Source organism: Paenibacillus sp. J22P169 (assembly GCF_059691995.1).
Window position 1 is genome coordinate 422,370 of sequence record NZ_JCAUAO010000002.1, and the last position, 26,753, is coordinate 449,122.

Sequence of the window (26,753 nt, forward strand, 5' to 3'; positions counted from 1 at the left end):
CACGATCTGGGAAAAACATCATAAGCTGAAACCAAATAGTTATTTAGCTAGGAGGTTCAGACCGATGATGAAAAAGGACCAACGCCCTGTAACGAATCGGTATATAACAATTGCTATATTACGTCAAGCAGCTGCACGAATGATTCCCTTGTATATTCGAATTGCGCGTAATCGAAAATATGCGGAAGCCTGGACAGCAGCCTTACGGAAAGGAGACATACCCCAACGCTTGTTAGATAAAATTGGCATAAGTCTTAACGATAAGGACATTTTCTCCTTTGGTGGTACCTATAATTCCTATTCCGTTGATTTCGAAGCACCTTATCCGATCGTTGCCTTCTCCACTGGCATTTCAATGAGCCGTAATGCTCCGAGAACATCATTCAAAACCAGCCATCATCAGATAATTGCGGGTGCCATTCTCCCTTTATACCATAAAATTGCTGCTAATCAAGCTTTTGCTAGAAGTGTGGTTAAAGCGAATAAGACTGGAAATCATGAGCTATTGTTGCGATTAGTTAGAAGCAAAGTGAACTCGAAAGCATTTCGCGCTGTTCAAATTACGAAGACAGGCTTCCAAATCGTTTTTCAATTTGGGGCAAGTCCAATTGCTTATTATAACGAGTTTTATCGCGGGGTAGATTTTTAGGGATAAAGCCATAACTAACGGAAGACCCTCAGCCCGGTGCTGGGGGTCTCCTTTTGCTAATCACTAATGGCCAGTATATTTGAACAATAATACAATTTATTTGTTTAGTACGACCTTGGAAGGAATATCCTTATTGTAAGGGAACTTAATAATTCGGTTAATATAAATGGGATTGGCGGTGTTACTGTGATTTTCCATAAATTAAAAGTTATTGAAACGATGACTGAAGGAAATGGACTATGTAATGTATTTGATGACCTCATGATTCAAGGGGTTTCCATTGACTCTAGAACAGTACAGACACGAAATTTATATATCCCAATCATAAGAAAATTGGACGGTCATGATTACGTGGAAGAAGCAATATCCAAAGGAGCGATAGCTTCTTTATGGCAAAACGATCATCCTAATCCTCCTATTCATTTACCGCTAATTTATGTTGATGATTGCTTGAAAGCACTTCAAATTCTGGCTGCTAATTATCGAAGGGAATTATCAATAAAAGTAATTGGTGTTACGGGTAGCAATGGTAAGACAACTACAAAAGATATGATAAATGCTGTGTTGCAGACCAAATACCGAGTTCATAAAACAGTAGGGAATTTAAACAGCCAAATTGGAGTTCCCTTGACCATACTAGAGATAGATAGGAACTCAGAAGTTGCTGTGATTGAAATGGGGATGAGTGAGCGTGGTCAAATAGATCGACTCTCCCGTATAGCTCAGCCAGACGTTGCTGTCATAACAATGATTGGTGTGTCTCACTTATCTAGTCTTGGATCAAGGGAAGAAATTGCTGCCGCGAAATTAGAGATTGTAAATGGTTTGCAAGATAATGGTGTTCTAGTCTACAACGGGGATGAACCGCTGTTAACCAATGGTCTTAAAGAAATTAGTGCCAAGAAACCGCTCTCTGCTATTTGCTTTGGGGAAGGCGATACTAATGACTATTACGTCGGAACCACGCAAACAAACTCAGAAGGGTCCTTCTTTACAGTCGGTGACGATAAGTTTTACATACCTCTTCTTGGTACACATAATGTCTCAAATGCTCTAGCGACAATTGCTGTCGCATCAATAACAGGTATAGGTTCTACCGAAATGGATGCGGGTTTTAGAAATTTGAAAATAACCGGTATGAGAATGGAGAAAGTAGTCTCACCATTTGGATTTACCATAATAAATGATGCATGGAATGCTAGCCCCAATTCCATGACCGCTGCAATAAAAACCTTTGAAGAATTAACCGGTTACGCAAGAAAATTTTTAGTCATAGGAGATATGCTTGAGCTAGGTGAACAAGAGCAAGAATTTCATCGGGACATAGGGAGGAATATTAATTCGACAAAAATTGATTTTATTTATACGGTCGGCACGCTCGGGAAGCATATCGCATTAGAAGCAGAAAAAAGGTTTCACAACGGCAGTGTCCAGGCATTTTTGGACAAAGAAGAGTTAACTAAGAAATTAAAGAACATGGTAAAGCAAGACGATGTAATCCTGTTGAAGGGATCGAGGGGTATGCAATTGGAGACGATATTGCAGAATTTATTGTAATACAAAGCGACTCGATGTGTACCTTGGGGTCAAGGGTGTTTAAGGAGAGAGATGGATAAAATGGCAGACAGCGGGAGAAAGTAAATGGGGTGAGGTAAACTTTATTGGAATTGAGAGAGGACGAAGTTAACATGCCAGATATTCAGTCACAGATGACTCAAACAACATCCGATCGCAATGTACTTACAGACAAGGAACTCTCCTACGTGAAAGACTTTTTGTCTTGGGAGCTGCTTGCGATGAAAAAATGCAATGATACCGCTAATCGGTGCACAGATCCGCAAATTAAAGCTCTTATCAACCAAACTGGACAAAAACATCTCGACCACTACAATTCGCTGCTTACACTGCTTCATTAGTAATTTGCGACATCTACAGGAGGTAAAGCTATGAGTCAAGAGCTCGCCATGCCCCAATCGGGACAACTTCCGCAAGTAAAGGGGCCGGAATTAAACGATCGCGATTTTTTAAATGAGATTTTAACAAATGAGAAATACTTGTCCTCCGGGTACAATACGGGACTTCTGGAAATGCAAAATCCAAAGTTACATGAAACGGTGCAAGGCATTTTGAGCGATACGCATAATACACAGTACCAGTTGTTCAACCAGATGTTTCAAAAGGGCTGGTACAAAATGAAAGTCGCGGATCAACAGGAAATTCAGCAAACGAAAACGCAATTTACGAATTATCAAACGCAGTTTCCGACGTTTCATTAGTGAAAAAAACGGAGCCGTTGCACCCAAGTGCAGTGGGTTCCGTTTTTTTAGTAAATAAAACAAAGAACAGTATATAACGAGAAATACTGCTCTTTGCTATACATGGAAGAGATTAAGTTATTAATTCAGGTCGAAACGATCCGCATTCATTACTTTTACCCAGGCAGCTACAAAGTCGCGAACAAACTTTTCTTTGTTATCATCTTGCGCATAAACTTCTGCAATGGCACGCAGAATGGAGTTTGAACCGAACACGAGGTCAACCGTAGTCGCTGTACGAACGACTTTACCAGTATTGCGATCGCGTCCTTCAAATACATCTCCGCCTATAGGGTTCCACTGTACGCCCATATCGAGCAAGTTAATAAAGAAGTCGTTCGTGAGAGTGCCTGCACGATCCGTGAATACACCGTGTTTAGTGCCTCCGAAGTTTGTGCCTAGAACACGCATGCCGCCAACGAGAGCTGTCATTTCTGGTGCAGTCAAGTTCAGCAGGTGTGCCTTGTCTACAAGAAGCTCTGCTGAGCTTACACGATATTGCTTCTTCTGATAATTACGGAACCCATCGGCAATAGGCTCTAGAACGGCGAAGCTTTCTGCATCGGTTTGCTCTTCTGATGCATCACCGCGACCAGAAGTAAATGGAACTGTTATAGGAAAGCCTGCATCACGTGCAGCTTTTTCCACTGCGGCGCTGCCACCAAGCACGATCAAATCAGCGAGGCTCACTTCAACATCCAGGTCTTCTTGAATGCCTTCTAGGATCGTAAGTACTTTAATAAGTTGATCTGGTTGATTCACTTCCCAATCATTCTGTGGTTCAAGCCGAATGCGAGCACCGTTCGCGCCGCCACGCATGTCAGTACCGCGGAAGGTGCTAGCCGAAGCCCAAGCCGTAGTTACCAGTTCACTGACTGTAAGGCCAGAGTCAAGAATCTTTGTTTTAAGATCTTCTACTTCAGAGTCAGTCAATGAATATGTAACTGCAGGCACAGCATCTTGCCAGATCAGAATTTCTTCAGGAACTTCCGGCCCAAGATATCTTGCAAGGGGACCCATGTCACGGTGTGTGAGCTTAAACCATGCACGTGCAAATGCATCTGCAAATTCTTCTGGATTCTCATAAAAACGACGAGAAATTTCCTCGTATGCTGGATCCACACGCAATGCCATATCCGCGGTAGTCATGATTGTCGAAACACGAATAGATGCATCTTCTGCGTCTGGTGCGAGATGCTCTTCAGCTGGATTAACTGGCGTCCACTGATGTGCGCCTGCAGGGCTCTTCGTAAGCGTCCATTCGTATCCGAATAGAAGTTCAAAATAACCATTATCCCACTGTGTCGGATTCGCAGTCCAAGCCCCTTCAATACCACTGGTGATGGTGTCGCGACCTTTGCCTGAGCCGTGCGTGCTGAGCCAGCCTAAGCCTAGTGCTTCGATAGCAGCTGCTTCCGGCTCTGCACCTACATGCGCAGCATCACCCGCACCGTGTGCTTTGCCGAATGTATGTCCACCGGCTACGAGGGCAACAGTCTCTTCATCGTTCATACCCATCCGTTTAAATGTATCGCGGATGTCGCTAGCACTTGCAAGCGGATCTGGTTTGCCGTTCGGACCTTCTGGATTCACATAGATAAGTCCCATCTGAACGGCAGCAAGCGGATTCTCAAGCTCGCGATCGCCTGTGTAACGCTTATCTCCCAGCCATTCTGTTTCTACTCCCCAGTAGATATCTTCTTCGGGGTGCCACACGTCCGCACGTCCGCCGCCGAAACCAAATGTTTTGCCGCCCATCGATTCAATAGCGACATTACCAGTTAGAATGAACAAATCTGCCCAAGAGATTTTATTGCCGTACTTTTGCTTAATCGGCCATAGTAGTCGACGAGCTTTATCTAGATTGCCGTTATCAGGCCAGCTGTTTAGTGGAGCAAAACGCTGTGTGCCGGTTCCAGCCCCTCCGCGACCGTCACCTGTACGATAAGTCCCTGCGGAGTGCCAAGCCATACGAATAAAGAAGGGACCATAATGTCCGTAGTCAGCAGGCCACCAATCTTGACTGTCCGTCATGAGATTACGAAGATCCTGTTTAAGTGCTTGGTAGTCTAATTTTCCGAATTCCTCGGCATAATCAAAGTCGTCGCCAAGAGGGTTCGATTTACGATCATGTTGGTGAAGAATGTTCAAGTTCAACTGATTTGGCCACCAGTTTCTATTCGTCGTACCACTAGATTTGTGACTTGTAGCGCTTCCATGCGAGAACGGGCATTTTCCTGAGTTAGCAGTATCCATAGAATTCATTTCTACCTCTCCAATCAAATTAAATTAATTTTTAAATAATAATTATTATAAATAAATATATAATACAATTGGGGCAAAAATCAACGACTTTTTTGTACAAACCAAAGCCATTTATCTCTTCATAATGGTTGTCTCTCCAAATTATATTGCTATAGTTGAAAATGAATTCCTTATTATTAAACTATTCGAATTTCGAGTTCCTGTTGTAGTGAGGGGGAGTGTGAATTAGCGCTCATCTCTCTAAATTCCTGAGGCGTTAAGCTGTTGCTTCGCTTTCTCTATCCGCATATCACTGATAGTGTGGTGAACGCAACGGTGACGAATGATGTGTATGAATTGCCGCGATACTTCTCAAAGCGGATGAACGGCAGGTGAGTGCCTTTTGTTTGCGAGAGAGTTTCGCTTAAAACTTAGAATTGTAGCAATACCCAAAAGAAGCTAGAATGAAAAATATGGTAATTATTGATAATCGAATTGGGGTGGATGCAGTGCAACGAATGTCCGATAAATCTGAGCAGATTCTGCAACAAGAATCCTTGGTTAGTTTCTGGGATTTTCAAGAAGCGGCTGGTGAGGCGCGAGTAGCTAAAGGGTCTTTTCCCTATGCGCTGCAGGAAATGGAAGGGCCAATCGAGCGGGTAGAAGAGGGAGTGTTCGGGGAATATGCGGCTAAGTTAGCATTTGGTCAATGGTTCAATTTGGTGAGAAAAGAATGTTCTGCTCTTGATTTCTATGGACCGGATGCAGAACTAACGACCTTGGCCTGGCTCAAACGAGACAATCGCGACAATCAACAATGCCAAGCCATTGCCGGCATGTGGAATGAAACAGAGAAGAAGCGCCAATATGCAATGTTCCTTGACTTGAGGATTTGGCAAAGTGCCAATCAAGTAGGTGGACATGTCTCCGCAGAAGGAGGACCGACACCGGGACATCCCTGGTGTATGTCAACCGCAATTGGAGCTACGCCTCTTTTGAAAGAAAAGTGGTATGCACTTGCGTTCACGTACGATGGCACTTATGCGAAAGTATATATCGATGGCGTACTCGACAGACGAGATGTGTACAACCCATACATATACGACAAGGGCTTATTTGATGGTGGATCCACAGGTGCTGACTTTACGGTTGGCGCTGTGCATCGGTCCGGAGAGATGGGCAATTTCTTTGCTGGTCTGTTGGGTGGATTGGCTGTATTTAAGAAAGCTTTAACAGACGAGGAGATTATGTTGCTATCCAAGTAAGAGTGCCAGGAGCCCTTCATACATCCGCGAATGCGGGCTGCGATTTACGGGGCATTAGACTAACCGAAACTGTGGACCTGGCCTTATTGGCTGGGTCATTTTTGTGTATAGTTCCTCCCCTTATGGAGGAACTAGTGGTGTGTCTAAGGAGGAAGACCTATTTATTCCAAATATGAAGTGAAATAGGAGGATACTCTTTACAGCCGCTCAGAGTTAGCTTAGGATGTAGAGAATAGTGAAATGATAGCGGTTACTTGGAAGTAACATCCAGTGGGGAGGGATTCAGGGGATGTTAAGAACGGCGGATGTGCAAAAAAAGAAGTTTTTCACCAAAGTGTATCTCATATGCATCTTGATTGTGTTTTTATACGCCAGTATTGCTGTTGGCTTCCTGATCTATAAGAATATGGAGTCCCTCAACCAGAAGTGGGATGCTAATGCCACAAGATCCGTGGAACAGATGCGGGAACAGATGGATATTCGGCTGCAGGTGGCCTTTAATTTGGTGTACCAATTGAAGCGAACGGAGCATTTTCTGAATTACAGCAACGATGCAACGCGCAATTACGCCAACATTACGTTGGTGCTGGAACAGCTAAAGAAAAATAGGGAAGCTTTTGAGAACTATGGCTATCGTATCGATGTGATGAAACCTGATGACAATTTGGTTATTACGACGTTTGGAACCATCGATAAGGACAAGTACTATAAAGAAATGGCGTTGAAAGGCACAGACATTGAGCAGATCGATGGGTACATCAAAGATTCGAAGTACTCCAATGTCGTGCTGGTACAACAACGATTGTCCGAAACGGAGAACTACGGGTACGATACGATCTCATTTGTGAAAAAAGAGCTTACCGGCAGGAACGATCTCATGTTTGTTATTTCCTTTTTCCAGGGTGGGTTTTACCCGGACTTACTCAAATTAGATACCCAGGTGAACCGTATCGGCGTACTATCTGGTGATCAATTGGTGGATGTCAAAGAAAATGAGGCTAACGGCGGGATTCCAGATGAGGTGCTGGCTCAGGTGAAGGAGCGGAGAGCTCCTTATGTCGAACAATACGGCGATGATCAGGCGCATCTCGTGAGTTCTTCTGTGCTGCCGAATGTCAGATATCTGTTTATGCTGTCGGGGTATGCTTGGCAGCCGCAATTGTCCGGCCTGTTGTTTCATTCGTTATTGTTGTTCGGGCTGCTGCTTGTGATCGGTGCCGGGGTAGCTTTCCTGGCTTCACGAAATATTTACCAGCCTATTCATAATGTGCTGACGATTTTCAAGGGATTGGATCAGGGCAGGAGAGGTGTCGGCGAGGAAGCGCTGGAGAGCACCGATGATATGTCCTTTATTACGGCAACCGCTGTGAACATCTCCCGCATGAACGATAGCCTGAAGGAAACCATCCAGAACAATCGGTTGTCCCTGCGTGATCATTTTTTACGCAACATGCTTTATGGGATTACCGGGGAGGCGGAGGTCAGGAACAATGCGGATAAATACGGGCTGGAGCACGTGCAGCATGACGTTACCGTTGTCGTGATGGAGCTCGTGGACGCACAAGACTTGGAGGCGCAGTTCCCAGTTGAGACGGTGCTAGAGATCAAAGCCGGGATATTCCGGATGATTCTGGAGGCTGTGAAGAAAGAATTTGACTACGAACAGGTAGAGCTGGAGCACAAGCGGCATGTTCTCATCGTCAAAGAGCAGCAGATTGATCGGATGAAACGGATTTTCACCCATATTCTGTCCGGCATTGAAGCCGACACGGAGATTCGAGTGGTCGCTGCCATCGGCCGTCCGGTGGTTTCCTTAGGAAACAGCGCCGAGTCTTACCAGGATGCAGTACATTTACTGGAGCGACGGTTCTCGCTGGAAAAGAATACAGTCATCACCGTGAATGATGTAGTGCTGCAAAGTTCAGATATGTACACCTATCCACTAGAGCTCGAGCGTGAACTGATTACCTTTGTCCTACAAGGGAAGACAGACCAGGTACAGGCTATTCTGTCTCGTATTCTGGATGAGCACATGGAGGAAAGGTACACCGGCGGCGAGAAGCTGGCCCGCTTTGTGCTTGCTGTCGATGTAACGGTGCATCGGATACTGAATCAGATGAATAAGAGCTATAGGGAGTTATTTGGCCAAGACTCACTCTATGACGAGCTGAAGCAGGCTGGGAACCGCAAACGGGTGCGGGAAAGAATCTATGAAGTGTTTGCCGTCATTATGGCGAGTATGGCCAACCGCAGTGAGAAGCAAGACCATACCGTAGCAGAGCAGCTTCTGGCGCACATTCATGCACATTTCAATGAGGATATTTCGCTGTCTGATATTGCTGAGCAATTCAACCTCTCATTGGGCTACATCAGTCTGTTGTTCAAAAAGTTCACGGGGGAGAATTTCAAGGAATACTTGAACCAATACCGAGTAACGAAGGCGAAGGAATATTTAAATGCCGAGGAAGTATACAGCATCAATGATGTGGCAGGCAAAGTAGGCTGTAACAACGTCAATACCTTCATCCGCATTTTCAAAAAATACGAGGGTGTATCTCCTGGCCAGTATGCCAAGCGAAATGAAATAACCTAATGTAATAGAAGTTATGGAAACCAAGCCCCGGCACATGCCGTGGGCTTTTGTGTATAGAAATAGCAATGCCGAATTTAATGTAAGCGCTAACAATAAAGTCGAGATGATCAAAATAATCATGATTGTGCTCCAATCAAAATTATCGAGATACAGTAAAATAATAAGGATTTACTGATAATGGAAGCCGATGCTACACTTCAACCGTGAGAACCAAGCAGCATGAGTAAGAGAAGGAGTGGGAAGTGTCCATGAGTATGAAAACTGCAATATGGGAACCAGGAGCACATGCGAGGGCAAGCACACGGCACAGGATTTTGCGCAATCTAAAAAGAGACCGCTTTCTTTACTTGCTTATTGTTCCTTTTATCGTCTGGTACATTGTCTTTCAGTATTATCCTATGTTGGGGTTGCAAATGGCTTTCAAAAAATACAGTATATACAAGGGACTATCTGGAAGTCCTTGGGTAGGTTTTGATAATTTTGTAACTTTTTTCAAAGGTCCCTACTTCTTAAGAACGTTAAAAAATACGATCTTGATCAGCGTATACAGCCTAATTTTCGCTTTTCCGGCGCCGATTATATTGGCTTTGCTGCTGAATGAAGTGAAGAGCATGCTGTTCAAACGTACTGTACAGACGCTCACCTACTTGCCGCATTTTATATCCATTGTCATCGTAGCGGGTTTTGTTACTAACTTTTTATCTCCGACTAATGGGATTATAAACCTGCTGTTAGCGAAGCTGGGCCTGGAAAAGCTGTACTTTCTGGTGGTCCCGGAATATTTTCGGACCATCTTCATCTCCATGAATATATGGCGGGAAGTCGGGTTCGGCTCCATCATTTACATTGCTGCGCTCTCCGCTATTCATCCTGAACTTCATGAAGCCGCTGTCATTGACGGGGCAAACAAGTGGAAGCGAGTGCTGCACGTAACCCTGCCAGGCATTATGCCTACGATAATGATTATGCTGATTCTGAAAATCGGCAATTTGTTGGATGTCGGATATGAGGCCATCATTTTATTGTATCAGCCCTCTACGTATGAGGTTTCCGATGTGATCAGCACGTATGTGTATCGGACGGGATTGCAAGATGGCCGTTATGATATCGGCACCGCCGTAGGCTTGTTCAATTCGGTTGTCGGCCTTGTGTTGGTGATCTGTGCGAACAAATTAAGCAAAAAATATACCGAAAGCGGTTTATGGTAGGAGATGACCTATGAAATTCCTGACACCTGGAGAAAAGGTTTTTACATTGTGCAACTATATATTTCTATCCCTTTTGGCTGCAGCTACCTTGTATCCATTCCTGTATGTCGTCTCAGCCTCTTTAAGCTCCTCAACTGCCGTTTTATCTGGAGACGTGGTGCTGTTTCCCAAAGAATTGACGCTGCAGGCTTTCCGGCAGGTTTTGACGGAAGCGGGCATTTGGCGGGCATATGGGAATACGGTATTCTATACGGTAGCTGCAACCTGTCTGCAGATCGTCTTCACCATTATGGGAGCGTATCCATTATCCAAAAAAAGATTCATGGGCAGAACCCCGATCAGTTTCTTTATCGCATTTACCATGCTATTCAATGCGGGGATGATTCCTTTCTATTTGACAATCAAAGAGCTTGGCCTGTTGAACACCAGATGGGCATTACTGATTCCCTTTGCCGTAACCACCTTTCTGGTCATCCTGCTGCGCACGAACTTCCAGTCCGTACCGGAAGAGATGGAAGAGGCCGCTAAGGTGGACGGAGCGTCAGATTTTCAAATTTTGACCCGCATCTATTTGCCGATATCCAAGCCTGCTTTGGCCACCATTTCACTGTTCTATGCAGTGGGCACTTGGAATTCCTATTTCTGGGCCATGGTGCTGATCCAAGATGAGAGCAAGATTCCGTTGCAAGTGCTTTTACGCAGACTAGTCGTATCTATGAATCCTACGGAAGGCATGATGGCTACGACCGATACAACCGTGCTGTTCTCTCAAGAAACCGTTATTTACGCAACGATTGTTATCGCCATCCTTCCAGTTATTGTTGTCTACCCTTTTATTCAAAAATATTTCACCGCCGGCGCTATGGTGGGCTCCGTCAAGGGGTAAGTGGAAGGGACTCATGAACAGAAAGGGAGGTGGTGCCTCCTCGAAAGGCACTAGTCGTAGAGAAATTTGATTATAATCTTTTTATACATTCCTAGGGAGGTTGCATGTCAATGAAACGCAAAGCATGGAAGACCGCAGCAGCTGCAGCTGCATTATCCGTCAGTATGATCACAGGTTGTTCATCGGACAAGGAACAGACACAAGCTTCTCCATCTGCACAGGCATCACCACAATCCGCTTCGGCTGCTCCGGCAAGCCCTCAATCCTCACAAGCCAGCTCCAAACCGATTACTTTAAGCATTCATATGCACTACGGTAATGGCGGTGGCGGGGATAAGGTTTTCAATGACGAGTGGCCTGTCTTCAAGAAGGCGGCGGAGCTAACCAATGTTACCTTAAAGGGTACCGCTTCCAAAACACTGACCAACAGCGCTGAAGCATATAATCTGATGCTGGCGTCAGGTACGTTATCCGATATTATTCATTTCGGCAAGAAAGAAGATGCCAACAAGCTTGGAGGCGAGGGAGGCCTCGTTGCGCTTAATGATTTAATTGATAAAAATGCGCCCAACATCAAGAAGTTTTTGGATAGCCGCCCGGACGTACGCAAATATTTGACTTCCGCAGATGGCAAAATCTATTATGTCTCCTTTGTTCCAGACGGAGCGGCCTCCACGGGATGGTTTATTCGCCAGGATTGGCTCGATAAACTGGGGCTTAAAAAGCCGACTACCGCAGATGAGTATTACAGTGTCTTGAAGGCTTTCCGGGATAACGATCCGAATGGAAACGGCAAGAAAGATGAGATTCCTTATTTTAACCGTCAATCCTTTGGGGTGTACTCGCTGCTTAACCTATGGGATGCCGGTACGGGTTATAAAGTAGACCCGAAAACGGATTCCGTTGTCTATGATCCGATCAATCCTACCTACAAAACGGGGATGACGAACCTAGCCAAGTGGTATGCGGAAGGGCTGATCGACAAAGAAATTTTCACCCGCAAAGGCGACACTAGGCTGGTTATGCTATCGGATAACCTCGGCGGCTCCACGCATGACTGGTTCGCTAGTACGTATGGCTACAATGTGAAAGCTAAGGATAAAGTGCCGAATGTGAATTTGGCGCCAATCCCGCCTGTGGCCAGCATTACCGGGGATACCTCCTGGTTCGATTACCGTGCGACAGTGAGTCCATCTGGCTGGGGAATTGCCAGCTCCAACAAGAATCAAGTAGAAACAATTAAGTACATGGATTTCTGGTTCAGCGATGAAGGGCGTCGACTTGCGAACTACGGTTTGGAAGGTCAAACCTATGACATGGTAAGTGGCAAACCGGTTTTCAAGAAGTCGCTGCTGGATACTGGTAACGTGCTGCTCAATCTGCAGAAGATGGGCGCGCAACAAGAAATCGGCTTCTATCAGAATTTTGATTATGAGAAGCAATTTACGCCAGAAGGTGTATTGGCTTCCATCGATGAGTATAACGCGAAGTATATTAAGAAAGTCAGCGTGCCGAATCTGAACTTTACTGTGAAAGAGCAAGAGCGCTTGAAAGAGTTGGAAGGTCAGATTGAAACTTACCGCGTGGAGACGGGGCAGAAGTGGTTGTTAGGTGCGGAATCCGTTGAAGCCAAATACGACGATTTCGTCAAACAACTGAAAACACTGGGAATTGACGAAGTATTGAAGATTAAGAACGATGCGTACGCGCGCTATAAGAAAGGCTGATCAATCAACTTGTATCCGGGCTGTGCGTCTTGCGGCAGCCCGGCTGTGCGATGAACTCCACCAAAAATGAGCATTGGGGGGAAAATGAGGATGAGAAGGACAATTGCAATAGGTCTTGTATGGGTTATGATTCTTGGATTGCTTTCACCTGGGTTCGGGTTCATGTCGTATGCTGCAAGCGATGCCGATGCTAATCCAAACAACAGTGTCACTACTAGTGTAAATGAAAGCGTGTACAAAGAGATGGGGCTGAAGCCTTCAGCCGATACCTACATCCAGAGAGGCACACGGGATATCAATTACGGGAATGAATCGCTCTTGTCAGTCAGATGGCAGAACTCGAAAGGAGCCAGCAATCAGAATGCTTATCTGCAATTTGACCTTTCCCGGTTAAATCGGCTGAATGCCCATTCTGTAGCGGAAGCGAAAGTACGCCTGTATGTGGACAGCATGACTGCCGCAGGAAGCAATAGGATGCGAGTCAGCGCTGTAAATAGCAATTGGACAGAAAGCGGGATTACCTGGAATAGCACGATTCCTGATGAAGGAGGCACACTAGCTGTTAATGTGGCTGGCGGCAGCTCGCTGTTCACGTCAACGCTGCCAGCAACGGCAGGACAATGGATCGAACTGGGGTTGACCGATTATGTGAATAGCCAGCTCGCCTTGAATAAGTCCGTTTTTTCATTGGAGTTATCCGCCATTGATGGCTTTACGGCAAAGTTCGGCTCCAAGGAGAATGCGAATGCCGCTGAATTGGCCCTTCGTTTGTATGGACCCGAATTAACAGCGCTGACCATCGCCAATCCGCCTGTCAAAACGAGTTATTATGCAGGCGAGACGCTGGATTTGAGTGGTTTGGCCCTTACGGGGACGTATGCAGACGGTGTAACAGCCCCGGTATCTTCCTACGTTGTCTCTGGATTTGACAGCAGCACGCCTGCCGAGAATCAGACGGTCACCGTTACGTCGGAAGGTAAATCGGCTAGCTTCTCCGTGCGCATCCAGCCGCTGTCGCTGAGCTCTATTGCGATTGAGGCGCCGCCAGCGAAGACAATCTACAATGTCGGAGAATCTCCGGACTGGACGGGGCTTGTCGTTAAGGGCATTTATATCAATGGTACTTCGGCCGTATTGACGAGTGATCAGTATCAGTTGACCGGTTTTGACAGCAGCGCTTCGGTAGCGAATCAAACCATTACGGTAACGGCACAAGGTCAAGCGACACAGTTTCAGGTACACATACTAAAGCTGCAAGAACGACAGTTATTGCCTGCGGCAGATTCGTATACCTTAGTCTCGCGTGCGGATACGAACTACGGCACTTGGGATTTGCTTGTCTTAAAGAAGGATAACAGCAATGCGGCAACGCGCAAAATTTATACGAGGTTCGCGCTTGCGGACCTGGGTATTCGCGATCCTCAGAAGGTTGTCAGCGTCACGCTCCAGGTTTATCGAACAGATACTACCGGGACAACCGGAGGTGTAGGCGTGTATCCGGTTAATGATAATTCCTGGCAGGAACTGGGGATTACTTGGAATAATGCGCCTGCCAATGTTGCCGATCCACTAACTGTAGTCACGGTAGGACCGGCAACCAAGTTCTATGAATTCGATGTGACAGACTATGTGAAATCCCATTGGCAGGATGAGGCCTTGTCCTTTGCTTTCTTAGGACAGGTGCATGGTCAGCAGATCACCTTTGCCTCCAAGGAGCAGAATGCGGCAGGAGTGGGCAAAGAACCGCGGCTTGTCATGAGGACTGCACAAGCTCCTCTCACAAGCATTCAAGTCGCCAATCCGCCGATTAAAACTGTCTATTATCCGGGTGATAAGCTGGATCTGACGGGTCTTGTCGTCAATGGTCTTTATGAAGATGACTCAACGTATCCACTGACCAGCTATACAGTGAGCGGCTTTGACAGCAGCGCGCCAGCCGCAGAGCAGTGGATTACTGTAACCTTCGAAGATCATACAACCGTTTTCCACGTGGAGGTTCGCCCGCCATCTGGGGTGAATGTCCCTACGTGGCCGGTCGGCAGTATGCTGACGGCAACTGGCACGTCCAAGACGAAAACAATTCTGGCTTGGCCTCAGGCATTGGATAATGAGGATGTAACCGGCTATCGATTGTTTGACGGCGAGAACATCATTCGTACACTGAGCGGTGATACGCTGTCGCTGCAGCTCACAGGATTAACACCTTCGACAATGCATCACTTCCGTATCGAAGCTGGGGACAGCGAGGGGAATTGGACGCCGGGTCCGGAGTTGGACGTATGGACAGAACTGAGTCCGCCGGCGCTGCCGCAGGTAACTGCGATTGCGAGCGGCGCATTCGATCTGGCTGCTTGGGCTGTTGCTGTGAATTCCGACGGCAAAGGGGTATGGGAAGCGACAAGCGGCAATCTCGCTTTAACGACATATGCGGGCGCAGGGTCTGATCCGCTCCGCAACGTGATTGTTCATAAGACGCCGTTTATAGGTGACTTTGTATGGACCGGCAAGGTGATGGTGACACCTCGAAGCGATTGGGACGATCTAGCTGTCGTGTTCAACTATATTGATGAGAAGAACTACTGCTTTGTCTCCTTGAATAAAAGCAATGACGACGCGACGAACGGCATTTTCCGCGTGGTGAACAATTCGCTTGTTCAACTCAAGGATTTTAACCTTGGCCTGCTGAAGCCTGGCACGGCACAGGAACTGCGGATTGACCGGTTAGGCTCGATCATCCGTGTGTATTTGGACAGCGATTATATCGGAGAGGCGGAAGAGCCTCAGTATGTTAACGGCCAAGTAGGTTTTGCCAGTGCGAACGATCGGGTCACGCTTTCCGAAATGAACGTATACGGGACAGAGCTGATTGATCTGCTGCCGCCAGTCTCACCAGGGCAGTTTACAGCGGGGGCACAATCTTCGAAAGCCATTCGTTTAGCGTGGACGGCTTCCACGGACGATTCGGGCATCAAGCTCTATTCCGTTTATCGAGACGGCGAGCTGCTGGGTACGACGAACCTGACCGCTTATGTGGATGAGGGATTGACGCCGCAGACCGCATACAGCTATTACGTGACAGCAACTGACATGTCCAATAAAGTGTCAGAGCCAAGCGCGAGTGTGTCTGTGACGACCCTGGCACAGGATCTGCACGCCTTCCCGTTCAGTCACAAAATGATCGACAGCGCGCTCCGCGAGCCGCTGCTTCAATATCAGCTAAGTCTGGAGTGGACGTCGCACAGCCTGCGAAGCGGTACCGCCCTGATGTATCTGACGACAGCTGCTTTATATGATCCTTCCTATAAGGGCAGCGACGGTACGATGATTAAAGACCGGATTCTGGCGAATATTCGCAATATGCTTGTACCTGGAAGCAAGCGGGAGCCTGGCGCATCCGGTTCACTGGATACATCGGCGACATCTCTCGCGATTCAAGCGCTTGATCTCGCTTCGACGATTCCTGCGGTCTGGAATGATCTGACTTCGGAGGAGAAAGTCAAAATCACCCTCATTATGCAAGCGCATTTGGTATCGGCGCATTGGGGACATGATGATGACAACAATTTCTCAACGGGGATCGATCAGTTGGGCAATTTCAACAAAGGCTGGAATCCAAATTATGTGGAAGGCGCTATTGCCAGTGCACTAGCTACGGTCCGCTATCTAGGTGGGGCCGACAATGCGAACGAATTCCTGCTCAGTTTTGATTATGACAGCTTTATGAGCAAGCTTCAGGCAGCGGGGCTTTCCAGCATTGCCTGGACCTTCCGTCAAACAGGTAAGACCGCGCTCGAGGCAGCTGTGAAGAATGAATTTACGTTTAGAGGCCACACGTTGGATCAGCCGTTCGAATGGATGAAAGAACGCGCGCTGATTATGTACAACAAAACGGTGAAAGCACAATTATACAGCAACGATACGCTGCGGGCTTTTGTAAACAATCCGGAAGGCTTACCTAATGTAGGTGTGATGGGAATGGCACAGGAATTCGACTCGGTGGATGCGAATGGCATTCGAAGCGACCTCGATTATGTGACAAGGGGCTGGAATAACAGCATTCTTAGTTTGCTGGAGGCCTATTATTATGGTGTTGCGACATCGGGTTCTCCGGAGGATCTTGCATTGATCCAATCGCGATATGCAATTGGCAGTACAGATCTAATTTATAAAGCGGTAAATGGGTATTCAGGTTATGCGAAAGGTAAGTCGCTTGGCATTCGGGATGAATTCACCGCAGACGCGAATGTGGGCTACTATTGGCTGAAAGAGCTTTGGGAGAATGTGATTAGCCAGCCGTCCCAGATTCCAGTGCGGAATGTAGAGCCTGTACTTAATGACTTAGCCGTTGCTAAACCTGGTACTGTCGTACTGTCAGACGACAATGGGCAGGATACGGGTCTGCTGGATGGTAATTATAAAATTTCAATGAATATGTGGTATGGCGATAATGGCACACTTTACAAGCTCTATGAGAATGATGTGTTAATTGATACACAGGTTCTTACGGACAAATCGCCTAATGCGCAATCTACGGCAACTTCCATAACTAACAAGCCGAATGGTACTTACAAATACTACGCTGAGCTTACGAATAAGTTTAGTATGAGCAAAAGCCGAGATTTAACCGTTACAGTTAAACATGCAGCTCCTGCTAAACCAGTTCTTGCTAACGATAATTGGGATGGTGACGGAAACTTCAACGTTAACATGAACATGTGGTGGGGAACCAATGGTGCGACATATAACCTGTATGAAAATGGCGTCCTCATTTATTCGCAAGCGTTGACTGTGAATACGCCAAATGCTCAATCAGCTGTGGTAATCGTAACGAATAAAGAAAAAGGTACGTATGAGTATCGTGGTGAACTTGTAAACTATGCGGGTGCCACATCCAGTGATACGATGATTGTCAAAGTAACGAAGCACTGAAGAGCACTGAAAGCTATGTCATAATCATCTATTAGGATATAACACGCTAGTCCGTGAAGGACGGCGTATGAGGAGATGACTTGATGAAGAAGACTATGTCTATGTTCGCTTTCTGTCTGGTTGTTCTGTTTACAATCGCTTGTTTACTCCCAGGGTGGGAAACACCTGTTCATGCATCAGGGAATCTAGCTCTGGGCAAAAGTGCTGTCGCTAGTTCAGTAAAGAATAGTGCCTTAGCCGCCAATAAAGCTACGGATGGTGACAGCACCACAACCCGCTGGGGCTCGAACTATACAAGCAGCGAATGGATGTATGTGGATCTGGGCTCATCGCAAAATGTAGGCAGCGTGACTATCCAATGGGAGGGCGCCTACGCAACGGCTTATAAGATCCAGCTTTCCAGTAATGCCTCCACTTGGACGGATGTATATTCAACTACGAGCGGTGATGGTGGAGTTGACGCCATTACGCTTGCAGCAGCAGCCACAGCCAGATATGTGCGCGTACAGGGGATCACCCCTGCGACGACGTATGGCTATTCCATCTATGAATTAGAGGTTTATGCACCGTCGGGAACGACAGATCCTGGTCCAGACCCAGGCGATGAGCCAGAGCGCGATGCCTCTTTTGGACCGAACGGTACACACTGGCCATCTCTGATTCCCACCCCTTTTATGTATGACACCTCGGTAACGAACATTATCGATGTCAGCAACTCTTGGTCGGCAATCAGCACGGCGATGGCGGCTGTGACGCCTGAACAGGCAGCAGCAGGGGTCCTGATCCGCGTCGCTCCCGGCACATTGACAGGCAACGGGGCCGGTTCAGGAAATACGCCGGTGCTGCAAAATCTGGGCTCTTCATCCTGGACGAAGCGAATTACAGTGGCTCCTCGTGACGGTTATGGTACGGTGGTCATTACAGGAGGAGCTTTGATCAAGAATGTGCGAGGTGTGGCCTTCGCCGGACTGATCGCTGACCAAATCAAGCTTGAAGGCTGCGACCGCTCAGCCTTGGCTTGGACCAAAGTGACCCGTTGGTTGGCAGGGTACGGTATCGCGAACCAGACAACATCCATGGTAGAATTCAGCGAAGTTGTCATGCCGGAATCTCAAGTCGTCGATGGTGATGCCTCTGATTTCTATTCCGTGTCGTCCGGCCCTATTGACGGGTGGCGCTTCGACGGCATCTATCTTGCGCCTCATTTCTTTAATCCAGCTACCACACCGAAGCCGCATACGGATACGATGCAATTCGCTGGCTCGGCAGCTTATTCCAATATGACGATCCGCGATTCCGCCATCTTCTCCAGCAACAACTGCTCCATTCAAACAGGTAGTTTGAACGGGCTGGTCCTCGATCATAGCTATCTTGCAGCGGGAAGCGTAGCACGAAGCCGCTATCCTTTCCTTGCTGGAGGAGCAACGGAAGCGGGAACAGCGGCGTTTAATGGCAATGGTACGAATTTTGTAGCACTGGATTCGGTCATCATCGGTGGAATGGGCTCGGCTTCTTGGTCATCGGCAACCAACACGAAAACCAGCTATACCTATCAAGCTTCCCAGCAGCCGGCCAGCGGTGCATGGACAGTCGATACGACGTTGTCCGCCACCAATCCGACCATGCCGCCTATGCCAGATGATACGTATTTGAACTCGATTTGGGGGAACTGAGAGAGAAATGGAAGAAGACCTAGCTGCTAGGTCTTCTTTTTTATGCTATTTGACGATCTTCTATGCTTCCGGCAAATAGATGGATTTTCTACAGTTAAATCTTTCGATTTTCAGAGCAAACGCAGGATAGATGGATAACCTACAGTTAATTTTAACCATATTAACCTATCTGAACAAAAGAGGCAGAATTAACTACATGTTTTCCATGTAAATCGACTTTTTGAGGGGAATTCTAGTAAATAGTTGTACTTTTTCCAGTTAATACAAGTTGGGTAGCGCACGAGCCGCTCCTTATACTAAAGCTTCTTCATGACTTCGAAAATACGCAAATCATTAATCGTGTGGATAACGACAGCTGAATCGGGCATTTGGAATTTCTTGAGAATGGAATTGATTTGCTTCTTGATCGTTTCATACTCAACGCAGCGTTCTTCGGCAATTTGCTTCCGCTTCTTGCCTTCGCATAGCAGCCTTAGCACCTGCAATTCGCTGGGCGTAAGCTCCGAAATGATTTGAATAATATTCAGCAAGGAGCTTTCTGCTCGCTTCACCCGTGCAAATTCTTCGCGTATCTTCTCGGCAATCATGGGGCGGATAGGCGATGCATTCATGTACGCTGATCGTACAGCTTCCATGATTTCGACGTCAGCAGCATTTTTAAGCAAATAGTCGGTGATGCCCGTCTGGAAGGCCGCGAAAATGAAGTTCTCATCCTTGTGAACGGTGAGTACAATGATTTTCATTTGAGGGTATTTTTCGTTAATTAATTTCGCCGCTTGAATACCTGCAAACTGGGATTCCATCTCGATATCCATGAGAATCACATCCGGTTGGTGCAGCGCTGCTTGAATAACCGCATCGTGACCTGATGAAGCGCGAGCCACACAGGCAAAATCATCATGTCTGGCAAATGTCCTTTCCAGCCTTCTGAGGTGGGCTTCCATGTCATCGGCGATGAGAATACGGATAGGTTGTTGTGTCATTGTGCAGTCCTCCCCTTTCGTCAGCTGTCCAATCCTTTAGATAATCGGCAGGAACACCGTAAAGGTCGTTCCTACGTCTTTCTTACTTTCTACGACAATCTTGCCATCATGGCCTAAGATGATCTTATGACAGTAGGACAAGCCGATCCCCCAGTTATTTACCGAAGCTTTCGTGGTGAAGAAAGGATCGAAAATCGCCTCCAAATGCTCCTCGGGAACGCCAGGACCGTTATCAGAAATCCGGATGAGCGCCCAGCCGTTCTGCTGGCTCCGTTCGACCACAATGCGGCCGTTATCTCGGAACTGCAAGGATTCGCTGGCATTGAGGAGCAAGTTATAGATGGCCTCGGTCAAATGGCCCGAATCAATATAGCTATTAGCCGGCAGCGTGCCAGGGGAATAGTCAATTTGGCAGCCGATGGCTTGTTCGCTTAACCGAGCAATAGCCTGTTGAACCGGAAGATCGATGGACATCGGCTGGAGATTCAGGTTCATATTTTTTAATTTATCTGCGGCATCGTTAATACTGGTGAGCGCCGACTGCGACGATTGTAAGATGAGGTCAAGGCTATAGAGGGACTCGCTGTCCGCCTGATGGCGCTCTTTCAGATAGGTCGCTTCGGACTGTATGCCGATCAAATGATTCTTGAGCGCATGGGTAAAAGCGCGCGTTCCGAGCGTAGCCGTGTCGATGCTTTTATTGATTTGAATATCGCGGTTTTTGCGGTAATTCTCAATCGAGTTAAATTTGTACACCAGGTATATCATCAAAATTAGGGTTAAATAAATGGCAAATGGAAACACAGGAAGTAAGATCGACTGATAGCCAAGGGGAGGCTGCAGATAGTTGAAATACCCTTTCAAATACGTTTCCTTGACCAATACTTTCGGGGCCCATGAGAAAATAAATAGATGAATCACGACAAGCGGAATAAAGAGCAGAACATGATACAATGTTAAATTTTTGATAAACCTAATTTTCGGATAATTCAAATAATAGTTGATGAGCACGCCAAAAGCAACAAAAAGTATGAGGTAGCGAAGGCTCATTAAGGCAATTTCGATCGTGTTCAAGAAAAGCAGGCTGTCGATCCAATTGCTTAGTGCGATATGAAAAGCGGGATCATAGTAAGCCGTCTCGATAATAAAAAAGATGGAGATGCTGCCATAAACGAACCGCTGCTTTGAAAGGCTAAGACTGCGGGTGAAGGCTATGGCAAAGCCAAGCAGCGAGCAATAGAACAGTCCTACGCCGATGTTCAGCATGCGAATGAGCCAATTGGGATTGAATTTGGTTAAAACCAAATAATTCCAGGTGCCAGGACTGAAATCAAAGAAGCCGTGAATGACATTGTAGTAGTAATTGAATTTACTCAGGTACAACGTGAAGGATACGAAAGATAGCACCCAGCCGATGATGATGCCGTACATGAAGCGGGTTGACGCATGATTTAGCTTTTTGTACGTGAACAATATGGTGAAAATAAGCAGGACAAGCGTAACGAACAGCATCGGATCACTTCCTTCTCTTCCGCCAAAAGGGGGAATAAAACATTCATCTGTCAGACTCCTTGGCATCTACGTATAATTCAAATTAAGAAAACGCAAACAAATCATATCAAAAAAAGGGTGAGTGTCCAATGAAAAAAAGTTTGAAGCTTGGTGTGACCGGCACATTGCTGATGGGATTACTGGCAGGATGCGGCTCCGCTGGGACAACGACGGGAGATAAAAATACAACTTCCCCGGACGCCAAAGCGGCACAAGTAAATTTGAAAGCAACTGTACTTCCGGATGATTTGGAAACGTTTAAAACGGCTTATGCCGAATTTAGCAAAGAGAATCCGAATATTCAAGTGCAATTCGAAACGATTCCACAAGCACAGTATTACGAGAAGCTACGTATGCAGCTGTCCTCGGGTGAGGATATGGATTTGTTCGGCGGCACGATGGACGTGTTCTTGGATACTGGCATACTAGAGCCTTTAGACGATTATGTCAAAAAAGCGAATGTCGATGTATCCGGATATGGCCCGTTGTACGATGCGTTAAAAGTGAACGATAAAGTGTTCGGACTTCCGTATCGGAAATCCAATTGGATGCTATTTTACAACAAAACGTTGTTCGACCAAGCAGGCGTTGCTTATCCGAAAGCGGATATGACATGGAACGATTTCCGTGAGCTAGCGAAGAAGATGACGAAAGGCGATGGCACGAATAAAGTGTATGGTGCATTCGTACATCCGTGGGCACAAACGTGGTACATGCAAGGCGTTCAAGCTGGCGCTTCGATCATCGATAAAGACTTATCCGCATTTAAGAAGGGGCTTCAATTCCGAATGGACATGGAAAAAGACGGCTCGATCATGGGCTGGGCAGAGCAAATTACCACGTCCGCTCATTACAACTCCGCTTTCCAAAAAGGAAATGTAGCGATGAATTTGATCGGGGATTGGCATGTGGCTCAACTTAGACAAGCAGAAACGGAGAAGAAAATTAGCTTTGATTGGGACGTTGTACCGGTTCCGCATCCAGATGGCGTAGCTGCTAACACAAGCTTGGCGACTCCTGTATCGTTGATGGTCAGCAAAAACTCCAAACATAAAGAAGAAGCGTTCAAAGTGGTTCAATTCATGACCGGTGTGAAAGGCGCTAAGCAATTTGCGGCAAAAGGCTTCCTCACAGGCTTTATCAATGACGATATTCGCAAAACCTATATTGGCGACGGCAGCTTGAAGCCTAAAAACATCCATTATTTCGTGGAACAAAAGGAATATCCGGAATATCCGCTTCTTCCTGGTGTGAAAAACATATTGGTGAACAGCGTCTACAAGCAAGAAGGCGAAATGGCTTTAACAGGCGCTCAAACCGTCGATCAAGCGATTCAGAAGATCGGTCAGCGCGTTGCTTCCGAATGGGCAGATAAATATGCCAAGGATTTCAAAGCAGGCAAGAAATAAGGAATAGAACAGAAACAGTCGGGTTTCACTGAATGAAAGTGAAGCTCGATTGTTTCAATAGGGGTGAGGCAGATGAAGGTTTCAAGCAAAGCATTACGACGTAATCGATTGACAGGGTATACATTTTTGCTTCCCAATATACTTGGATTTTTAATTTTCATTTGCTTGCCAGTTTGTGCTTCCTTCCTCATGAGCTTTACAGAATGGAATGGGTTTGGCGAAATTAAATGGGCTGGAATTTCGAATTATACGCACTTATGGCATGATGAAACGTTCCGTATCTCCCTGCTCAACAGTTTAATTATGACAGCTGTTTCCGTACCGGTGACATTGTTCCTTGCAATTTTGGCAGCAGTCGCCCTCAATAAAGGTTTGAGAGGCGTTAAAATATTCCGAACGGCGATTTTTCTGCCGCACATTACAGCAACGATTGCCGTAGCCGTCGTGTGGCAGCTGCTTTATAACCCGACCATGGGTCCCATTAACGGGGTTCTCAGAAGCATCGGGATCGATAATCCGCCTATGTGGCTTGCTTCAACACAATGGGCGCTCGCTTCGGTGATCATCGTCAGTATCTGGCATTCCATCGGTTATTACATGGTACTTTATCTAGCAGGCTTGCAGGGGATTCCTAAGGATCTGTATGAGGCAGCTGAAATCGATGGTGCAGGCAAAGTCTCACAATTTCGTAAAATTACGGTGCCGATGCTGTCGCCTGTTATTTTCTTCACGGTGATTATGGGCATCATCAATTCGTTCAAAGTGTTTGATTTGGTGTTCGTCTTGACCAAAGGAGGGCCAGGTCGTTCAACGCACATGTTGGTTTACGATATTTATTACACAGCCTTCCAACGCTTTGAATATGGCTATGCCTCTGCGATGGCTTACGTGCTATTTACGATTATTCTAGTTATTACGCTGATTCAATTTAGAGGACAAAAACGTTGGGTGAACTATTCCTAACGAGCTTATCGGGTTAGAGAAGGGAGAAGCCAGCATGAGTATGCAAATAGAATCAAGTCAGATAACAATGAGGCTGTCGAGGCGCCCACATCTTGGCGCAGTAGTCAGAAAAACGTTGTTATATCTGGTCGTTACCGCTGTTGCCTTGTCCATGGTTGTTCCTTTCCTTTGGATGCTTTCAGCATCCGTGAAGTCCGAAGCGGAAATATTTAGCTTCCCCATTCAGTGGATACCGAGCCACTTTTACTGGTCAAATTATAGCAAGGTATGGACGCAGCTTCCTTTCTTCACTTATTACTTGAATACGATCAAAATTGCCGTACTTACTACGCTGCTGCAAATTATTACATGTTCCACGGCGGCGTACGCATTTGCCAAAGTGAAATTTCCCGAACGGGATAAACTGTTCTTCTTATATGTGGCGACGATGATGGTGCCATACCAGGTCATGATGATTCCACAGTTCATGTTAATGAAGAAAATTGGGCTAATCGATTCGCATTGGGCGTTGATTCTTCTAGGGGCTTTTAGTCCATTCGGTGTGTTCTTGTTCAGACAGTTCTTTATGGCCATTCCGGAGGAACTCTCAGAAGCGGCCAGAATCGACGGACTGAGTGAATTCGGCATTTATTCGCGGGTCATTCTACCGTTGATTCGACCGGCAATTGCCAGCTTGACGATTTTTACCTTCATGCATGCGTGGAACGATTTCCTCGGTCCTTTAATTTACCTGAATTCGGATAAGTTGTTTACGCTCCAGCTCGGCATGCAGCATTTCCAATCGGAGCATGCTACGGAGTACGGCCCGTTAATGGCAGCTGCGGTTTGCGCTATTATTCCAACCATTCTAATTTACTTTATGGCCCAAGACCATTTCGTTGAAGGGATTTCCGCAGGAGCGGTTAAAGGGTGAGTCGATTATGAAACCAAATATCATTTATATTTTTGCAGATCAATGGCGTAAGCAAGCTGTAGGTTTTATGGGGGAAGATCCAGTCATCACCCCGAATATCGACAATTTCGCAGAGGAGAGTCTAGTGTTTAACCATGCGCTCTCTTGTACACCGCTATGCTCGCCGCACCGGGCAGCGCTCATGACAGGCAAGTATCCGCAATCGACGGGGGTCTATACGAACTGTAAAAACGGTGCAGACGTTATGCTGAGTCCTGAAGAGGTATGTATCGGGGATCTCCTTAAGGCAGCGAGGTATCAGACGGGGTATATTGGCAAATGGCATCTGGATTTACCTGAGCAGAATGGGTGCCCGGAGCCTCAATCTGGCGCGCGCGAGTGGGATGCGTATACACCGCCAGGTTCGAAACGGCATGGCTTCGATTTCTGGTATTCCTACGGTGCGTACGATCATCATCTAAAGCCGCATTATTGGAAAGACACGCCGGAGATGATTCAAGTGGACCAATGGTCATTGGAGCATGAGACCGATGTTGCGCTGGACTTTATCCGGGCAAAAGGGAAAGAGCAAACGGATCCGTTTGCGTTATTTGTCTCTTGGAATCCGCCTCACAGCCCCTTTGAGCTTGTACCTGAACGTTACAAGGAACTCTATAGCGGAAGAGAGCTCAGCTTGCGTCCGAACGTGAGCTCGGAGCAGCTGGCAGCGCATACAGGCGAGCCTTTTGAGAGCGGGGAAGAGGCATTGCTCCGGTATACGCGAGACTACTTCGCAGCGGTATCCGGCATGGACGAGCAGTTCGGCCGAATTTGGCGTGAGGTTCAGGAGCTCGGAATCGCGGAAAACACGCTGATCGTGCTCTCGTCGGATCACGGTGAGCTTATGGGCTCGCACGGCTTCATGGCGAAGCATTCTTGGCATGAGGAATCCATTGCGATCCCTTGTTTGATGAGCTGGAGCGGCACGGTTGGGAAGGGCAGCACGAATCTGCTTTTTAATAGTGTGGATATTATGCCTACGCTGCTAGGTCTCGCCGGGGTCCCTGTTCCTGCGTCTGTAGAAGGACTTGATCTGTCCGGAGATCTTCTTGGTACGAGCCATACCGACATTTCTTCTGCTTTTATTTGCGCCTTTCCTGGAAGAAAGGATGCAATTGAGCTCTTCGCCTCCGCTGGTTTAGACAATCGGAGATTTGGCTGGCGGGGAATCCGCACAAGCCAGTACACCTATGTCGTGCATAAAGGGTATGTGCCCGGCGCGGAAGTGCAGCGCTTATTCTATGAGCATGAGAAGGACCCGTATCAGCTCAATCCTGTTGTGTTCAGTGAGCGGCCACGGACAGAGCTTCTGATGTCATTAGAGGAAGAACTGCAAAGCTGGTTAGATCGTACGGAGGATAAGTTTGAACTGGTATGAGGGTTGAAATAACGAAAAGGAAACGGGC

The 26,753-nt window shown here is 46.8% G+C and carries 18 protein-coding genes; 15 read left to right on the forward strand and 3 right to left on the reverse strand.

Annotation, left to right across the window (positions count from 1 at the left end):
- Nucleotides 1–64: 64 nt before the first annotated feature.
- The 4 genes from AC58QG_RS16335 to AC58QG_RS16350 all read left to right on the forward strand — a co-directional run bounded on the left by AC58QG_RS16335 (nt 65) and on the right by AC58QG_RS16350 (nt 2,925).
- Complete coding sequence (locus AC58QG_RS16335) at nt 65–649, forward strand: hypothetical protein (protein WP_497363175.1); 585 nt, start codon at nt 65–67, stop codon at nt 647–649.
- 186 nt (nt 650–835) lie between these two features.
- Complete coding sequence (locus AC58QG_RS16340) at nt 836–2,206, forward strand: UDP-N-acetylmuramoyl-tripeptide--D-alanyl-D-alanine ligase (RefSeq protein WP_497363176.1); 1,371 nt, start codon at nt 836–838, stop codon at nt 2,204–2,206.
- Nucleotides 2,207–2,310: 104 nt separating this feature from the next.
- On the forward strand, nt 2,311–2,565 hold the full coding sequence (locus tag AC58QG_RS16345) for a hypothetical protein (RefSeq protein ID WP_497363177.1): 255 nt from the start codon (nt 2,311–2,313) through the stop codon (nt 2,563–2,565).
- A gap of 30 nt (nt 2,566–2,595) precedes the next feature.
- A complete protein-coding gene (locus AC58QG_RS16350; RefSeq protein WP_497363178.1) occupies nt 2,596–2,925 on the forward strand; it encodes a spore coat protein in 330 nt (109 codons plus the stop codon).
- Between the two features lie 120 nt (nt 2,926–3,045).
- Here AC58QG_RS16350 and katG read toward each other — a convergent pair whose 3' ends face one another.
- A complete protein-coding gene (katG, locus tag AC58QG_RS16355) occupies nt 3,046–5,229 on the reverse strand; it encodes a catalase/peroxidase HPI (RefSeq protein ID WP_497363179.1) in 2,184 nt (727 codons plus the stop codon).
- Nucleotides 5,230–5,672: 443 nt separating this feature from the next.
- Between katG and AC58QG_RS16360 the strand changes: the two genes are divergently transcribed.
- The 7 genes from AC58QG_RS16360 to AC58QG_RS16390 all read left to right on the forward strand — a co-directional run bounded on the left by AC58QG_RS16360 (nt 5,673) and on the right by AC58QG_RS16390 (nt 19,489).
- Complete coding sequence (locus AC58QG_RS16360; protein ID WP_497363180.1) at nt 5,673–6,473, forward strand: LamG domain-containing protein; 801 nt, start codon at nt 5,673–5,675, stop codon at nt 6,471–6,473.
- A gap of 289 nt (nt 6,474–6,762) precedes the next feature.
- A complete protein-coding gene (locus AC58QG_RS16365; RefSeq protein WP_497363181.1) occupies nt 6,763–9,066 on the forward strand; it encodes a helix-turn-helix domain-containing protein in 2,304 nt (767 codons plus the stop codon).
- 248 nt (nt 9,067–9,314) lie between these two features.
- Nucleotides 9,315–10,274 (forward strand): ABC transporter permease, encoded by a 960-nt coding sequence (locus AC58QG_RS16370; RefSeq protein ID WP_497363182.1) that lies wholly within the window; start codon nt 9,315–9,317, stop codon nt 10,272–10,274.
- A 10-nt stretch (nt 10,275–10,284) separates the two neighbouring features.
- On the forward strand, nt 10,285–11,160 hold the full coding sequence (locus AC58QG_RS16375) for a carbohydrate ABC transporter permease (RefSeq protein ID WP_497363183.1): 876 nt from the start codon (nt 10,285–10,287) through the stop codon (nt 11,158–11,160).
- A 110-nt stretch (nt 11,161–11,270) separates the two neighbouring features.
- Entirely contained in the window at nt 11,271–12,887 is a 1,617-nt protein-coding gene (locus tag AC58QG_RS16380; RefSeq protein ID WP_497363184.1) for a type 2 periplasmic-binding domain-containing protein, read from the forward strand.
- Between the two features lie 90 nt (nt 12,888–12,977).
- Complete coding sequence (locus tag AC58QG_RS16385; protein ID WP_497363185.1) at nt 12,978–17,816, forward strand: CBM96 family carbohydrate-binding protein; 4,839 nt, start codon at nt 12,978–12,980, stop codon at nt 17,814–17,816.
- Between the two features lie 83 nt (nt 17,817–17,899).
- Nucleotides 17,900–19,489, forward strand: a complete 1,590-nt coding sequence (locus tag AC58QG_RS16390) for a discoidin domain-containing protein (protein WP_497363186.1) — start codon at nt 17,900–17,902, stop codon at nt 19,487–19,489.
- Between the two features lie 296 nt (nt 19,490–19,785).
- Here the strand turns inward: AC58QG_RS16390 and AC58QG_RS16395 are convergent, their stop codons facing one another.
- A complete protein-coding gene (locus AC58QG_RS16395) occupies nt 19,786–20,472 on the reverse strand; it encodes a response regulator transcription factor (protein ID WP_497363187.1) in 687 nt (228 codons plus the stop codon).
- Nucleotides 20,473–20,508: 36 nt separating this feature from the next.
- The gene (locus tag AC58QG_RS16400; RefSeq protein WP_497363188.1) at nt 20,509–21,984 is read right to left on the reverse strand and encodes a sensor histidine kinase; all 1,476 of its coding nucleotides are present in this window, start codon (nt 21,982–21,984) and stop codon (nt 20,509–20,511) included.
- Between the two features lie 128 nt (nt 21,985–22,112).
- On the opposite strand from AC58QG_RS16400, the gene AC58QG_RS16405 reads away from it, so the two are divergent.
- The 4 genes from AC58QG_RS16405 (at nt 22,113) to AC58QG_RS16420 (ending at nt 26,725) form a co-directional block, all read left to right on the forward strand.
- Nucleotides 22,113–23,432, forward strand: a complete 1,320-nt coding sequence (locus tag AC58QG_RS16405) for an ABC transporter substrate-binding protein (RefSeq protein WP_497363189.1) — start codon at nt 22,113–22,115, stop codon at nt 23,430–23,432.
- Nucleotides 23,433–23,504: 72 nt separating this feature from the next.
- Entirely contained in the window at nt 23,505–24,395 is an 891-nt protein-coding gene (locus tag AC58QG_RS16410; RefSeq protein WP_497363190.1) for a carbohydrate ABC transporter permease, read from the forward strand.
- 34 nt (nt 24,396–24,429) lie between these two features.
- Nucleotides 24,430–25,308: a carbohydrate ABC transporter permease gene (locus AC58QG_RS16415; protein ID WP_497363191.1), complete on the forward strand. Its 879-nt coding sequence runs from the start codon at nt 24,430–24,432 to the stop codon at nt 25,306–25,308.
- 7 nt (nt 25,309–25,315) lie between these two features.
- Nucleotides 25,316–26,725 carry a sulfatase family protein gene (locus AC58QG_RS16420; RefSeq protein WP_497363192.1) on the forward strand — a complete coding sequence of 470 codons (1,410 nt, stop codon included), beginning with the start codon at nt 25,316–25,318 and terminating at the stop codon, nt 26,723–26,725.
- Nucleotides 26,726–26,753: the final 28 nt, after the last annotated feature.

Bases quoted from the DNA above. Each gene is read 5' to 3' on its own strand.
- AC58QG_RS16380 (WP_497363184.1), top strand. From the start codon at position 11,271: ATGAAACGCAAAGCATGGAAGACCGCAGCAGCTGCAGCTGCATTATCC.
- AC58QG_RS16420 (WP_497363192.1), top strand. From the start codon at position 25,316: ATGAAACCAAATATCATTTATATTTTTGCAGATCAATGGCGTAAGCAA.
- AC58QG_RS16410 (WP_497363190.1), top strand. From the start codon at position 23,505: ATGAAGGTTTCAAGCAAAGCATTACGACGTAATCGATTGACAGGGTAT.
- AC58QG_RS16390 (WP_497363186.1), top strand. From the start codon at position 17,900: ATGAAGAAGACTATGTCTATGTTCGCTTTCTGTCTGGTTGTTCTGTTT.
- AC58QG_RS16335 (WP_497363175.1), top strand. From the start codon at position 65: ATGATGAAAAAGGACCAACGCCCTGTAACGAATCGGTATATAACAATT.
- AC58QG_RS16365 (WP_497363181.1), top strand. From the start codon at position 6,763: ATGTTAAGAACGGCGGATGTGCAAAAAAAGAAGTTTTTCACCAAAGTG.
- AC58QG_RS16350 (WP_497363178.1), top strand. From the start codon at position 2,596: ATGAGTCAAGAGCTCGCCATGCCCCAATCGGGACAACTTCCGCAAGTA.
- AC58QG_RS16375 (WP_497363183.1), top strand. From the start codon at position 10,285: ATGAAATTCCTGACACCTGGAGAAAAGGTTTTTACATTGTGCAACTAT.
- AC58QG_RS16405 (WP_497363189.1), top strand. From the start codon at position 22,113: ATGAAAAAAAGTTTGAAGCTTGGTGTGACCGGCACATTGCTGATGGGA.
- katG (WP_497363179.1), bottom strand. From the start codon at position 5,229: ATGAATTCTATGGATACTGCTAACTCAGGAAAATGCCCGTTCTCGCAT.
- AC58QG_RS16370 (WP_497363182.1), top strand. From the start codon at position 9,315: ATGAGTATGAAAACTGCAATATGGGAACCAGGAGCACATGCGAGGGCA.
- AC58QG_RS16400 (WP_497363188.1), bottom strand. From the start codon at position 21,984: ATGCTGTTCGTTACGCTTGTCCTGCTTATTTTCACCATATTGTTCACG.
- AC58QG_RS16415 (WP_497363191.1), top strand. From the start codon at position 24,430: ATGAGTATGCAAATAGAATCAAGTCAGATAACAATGAGGCTGTCGAGG.
- AC58QG_RS16360 (WP_497363180.1), top strand. From the start codon at position 5,673: ATGAAAAATATGGTAATTATTGATAATCGAATTGGGGTGGATGCAGTG.
- AC58QG_RS16385 (WP_497363185.1), top strand. From the start codon at position 12,978: ATGAGAAGGACAATTGCAATAGGTCTTGTATGGGTTATGATTCTTGGA.
- AC58QG_RS16395 (WP_497363187.1), bottom strand. From the start codon at position 20,472: ATGACACAACAACCTATCCGTATTCTCATCGCCGATGACATGGAAGCC.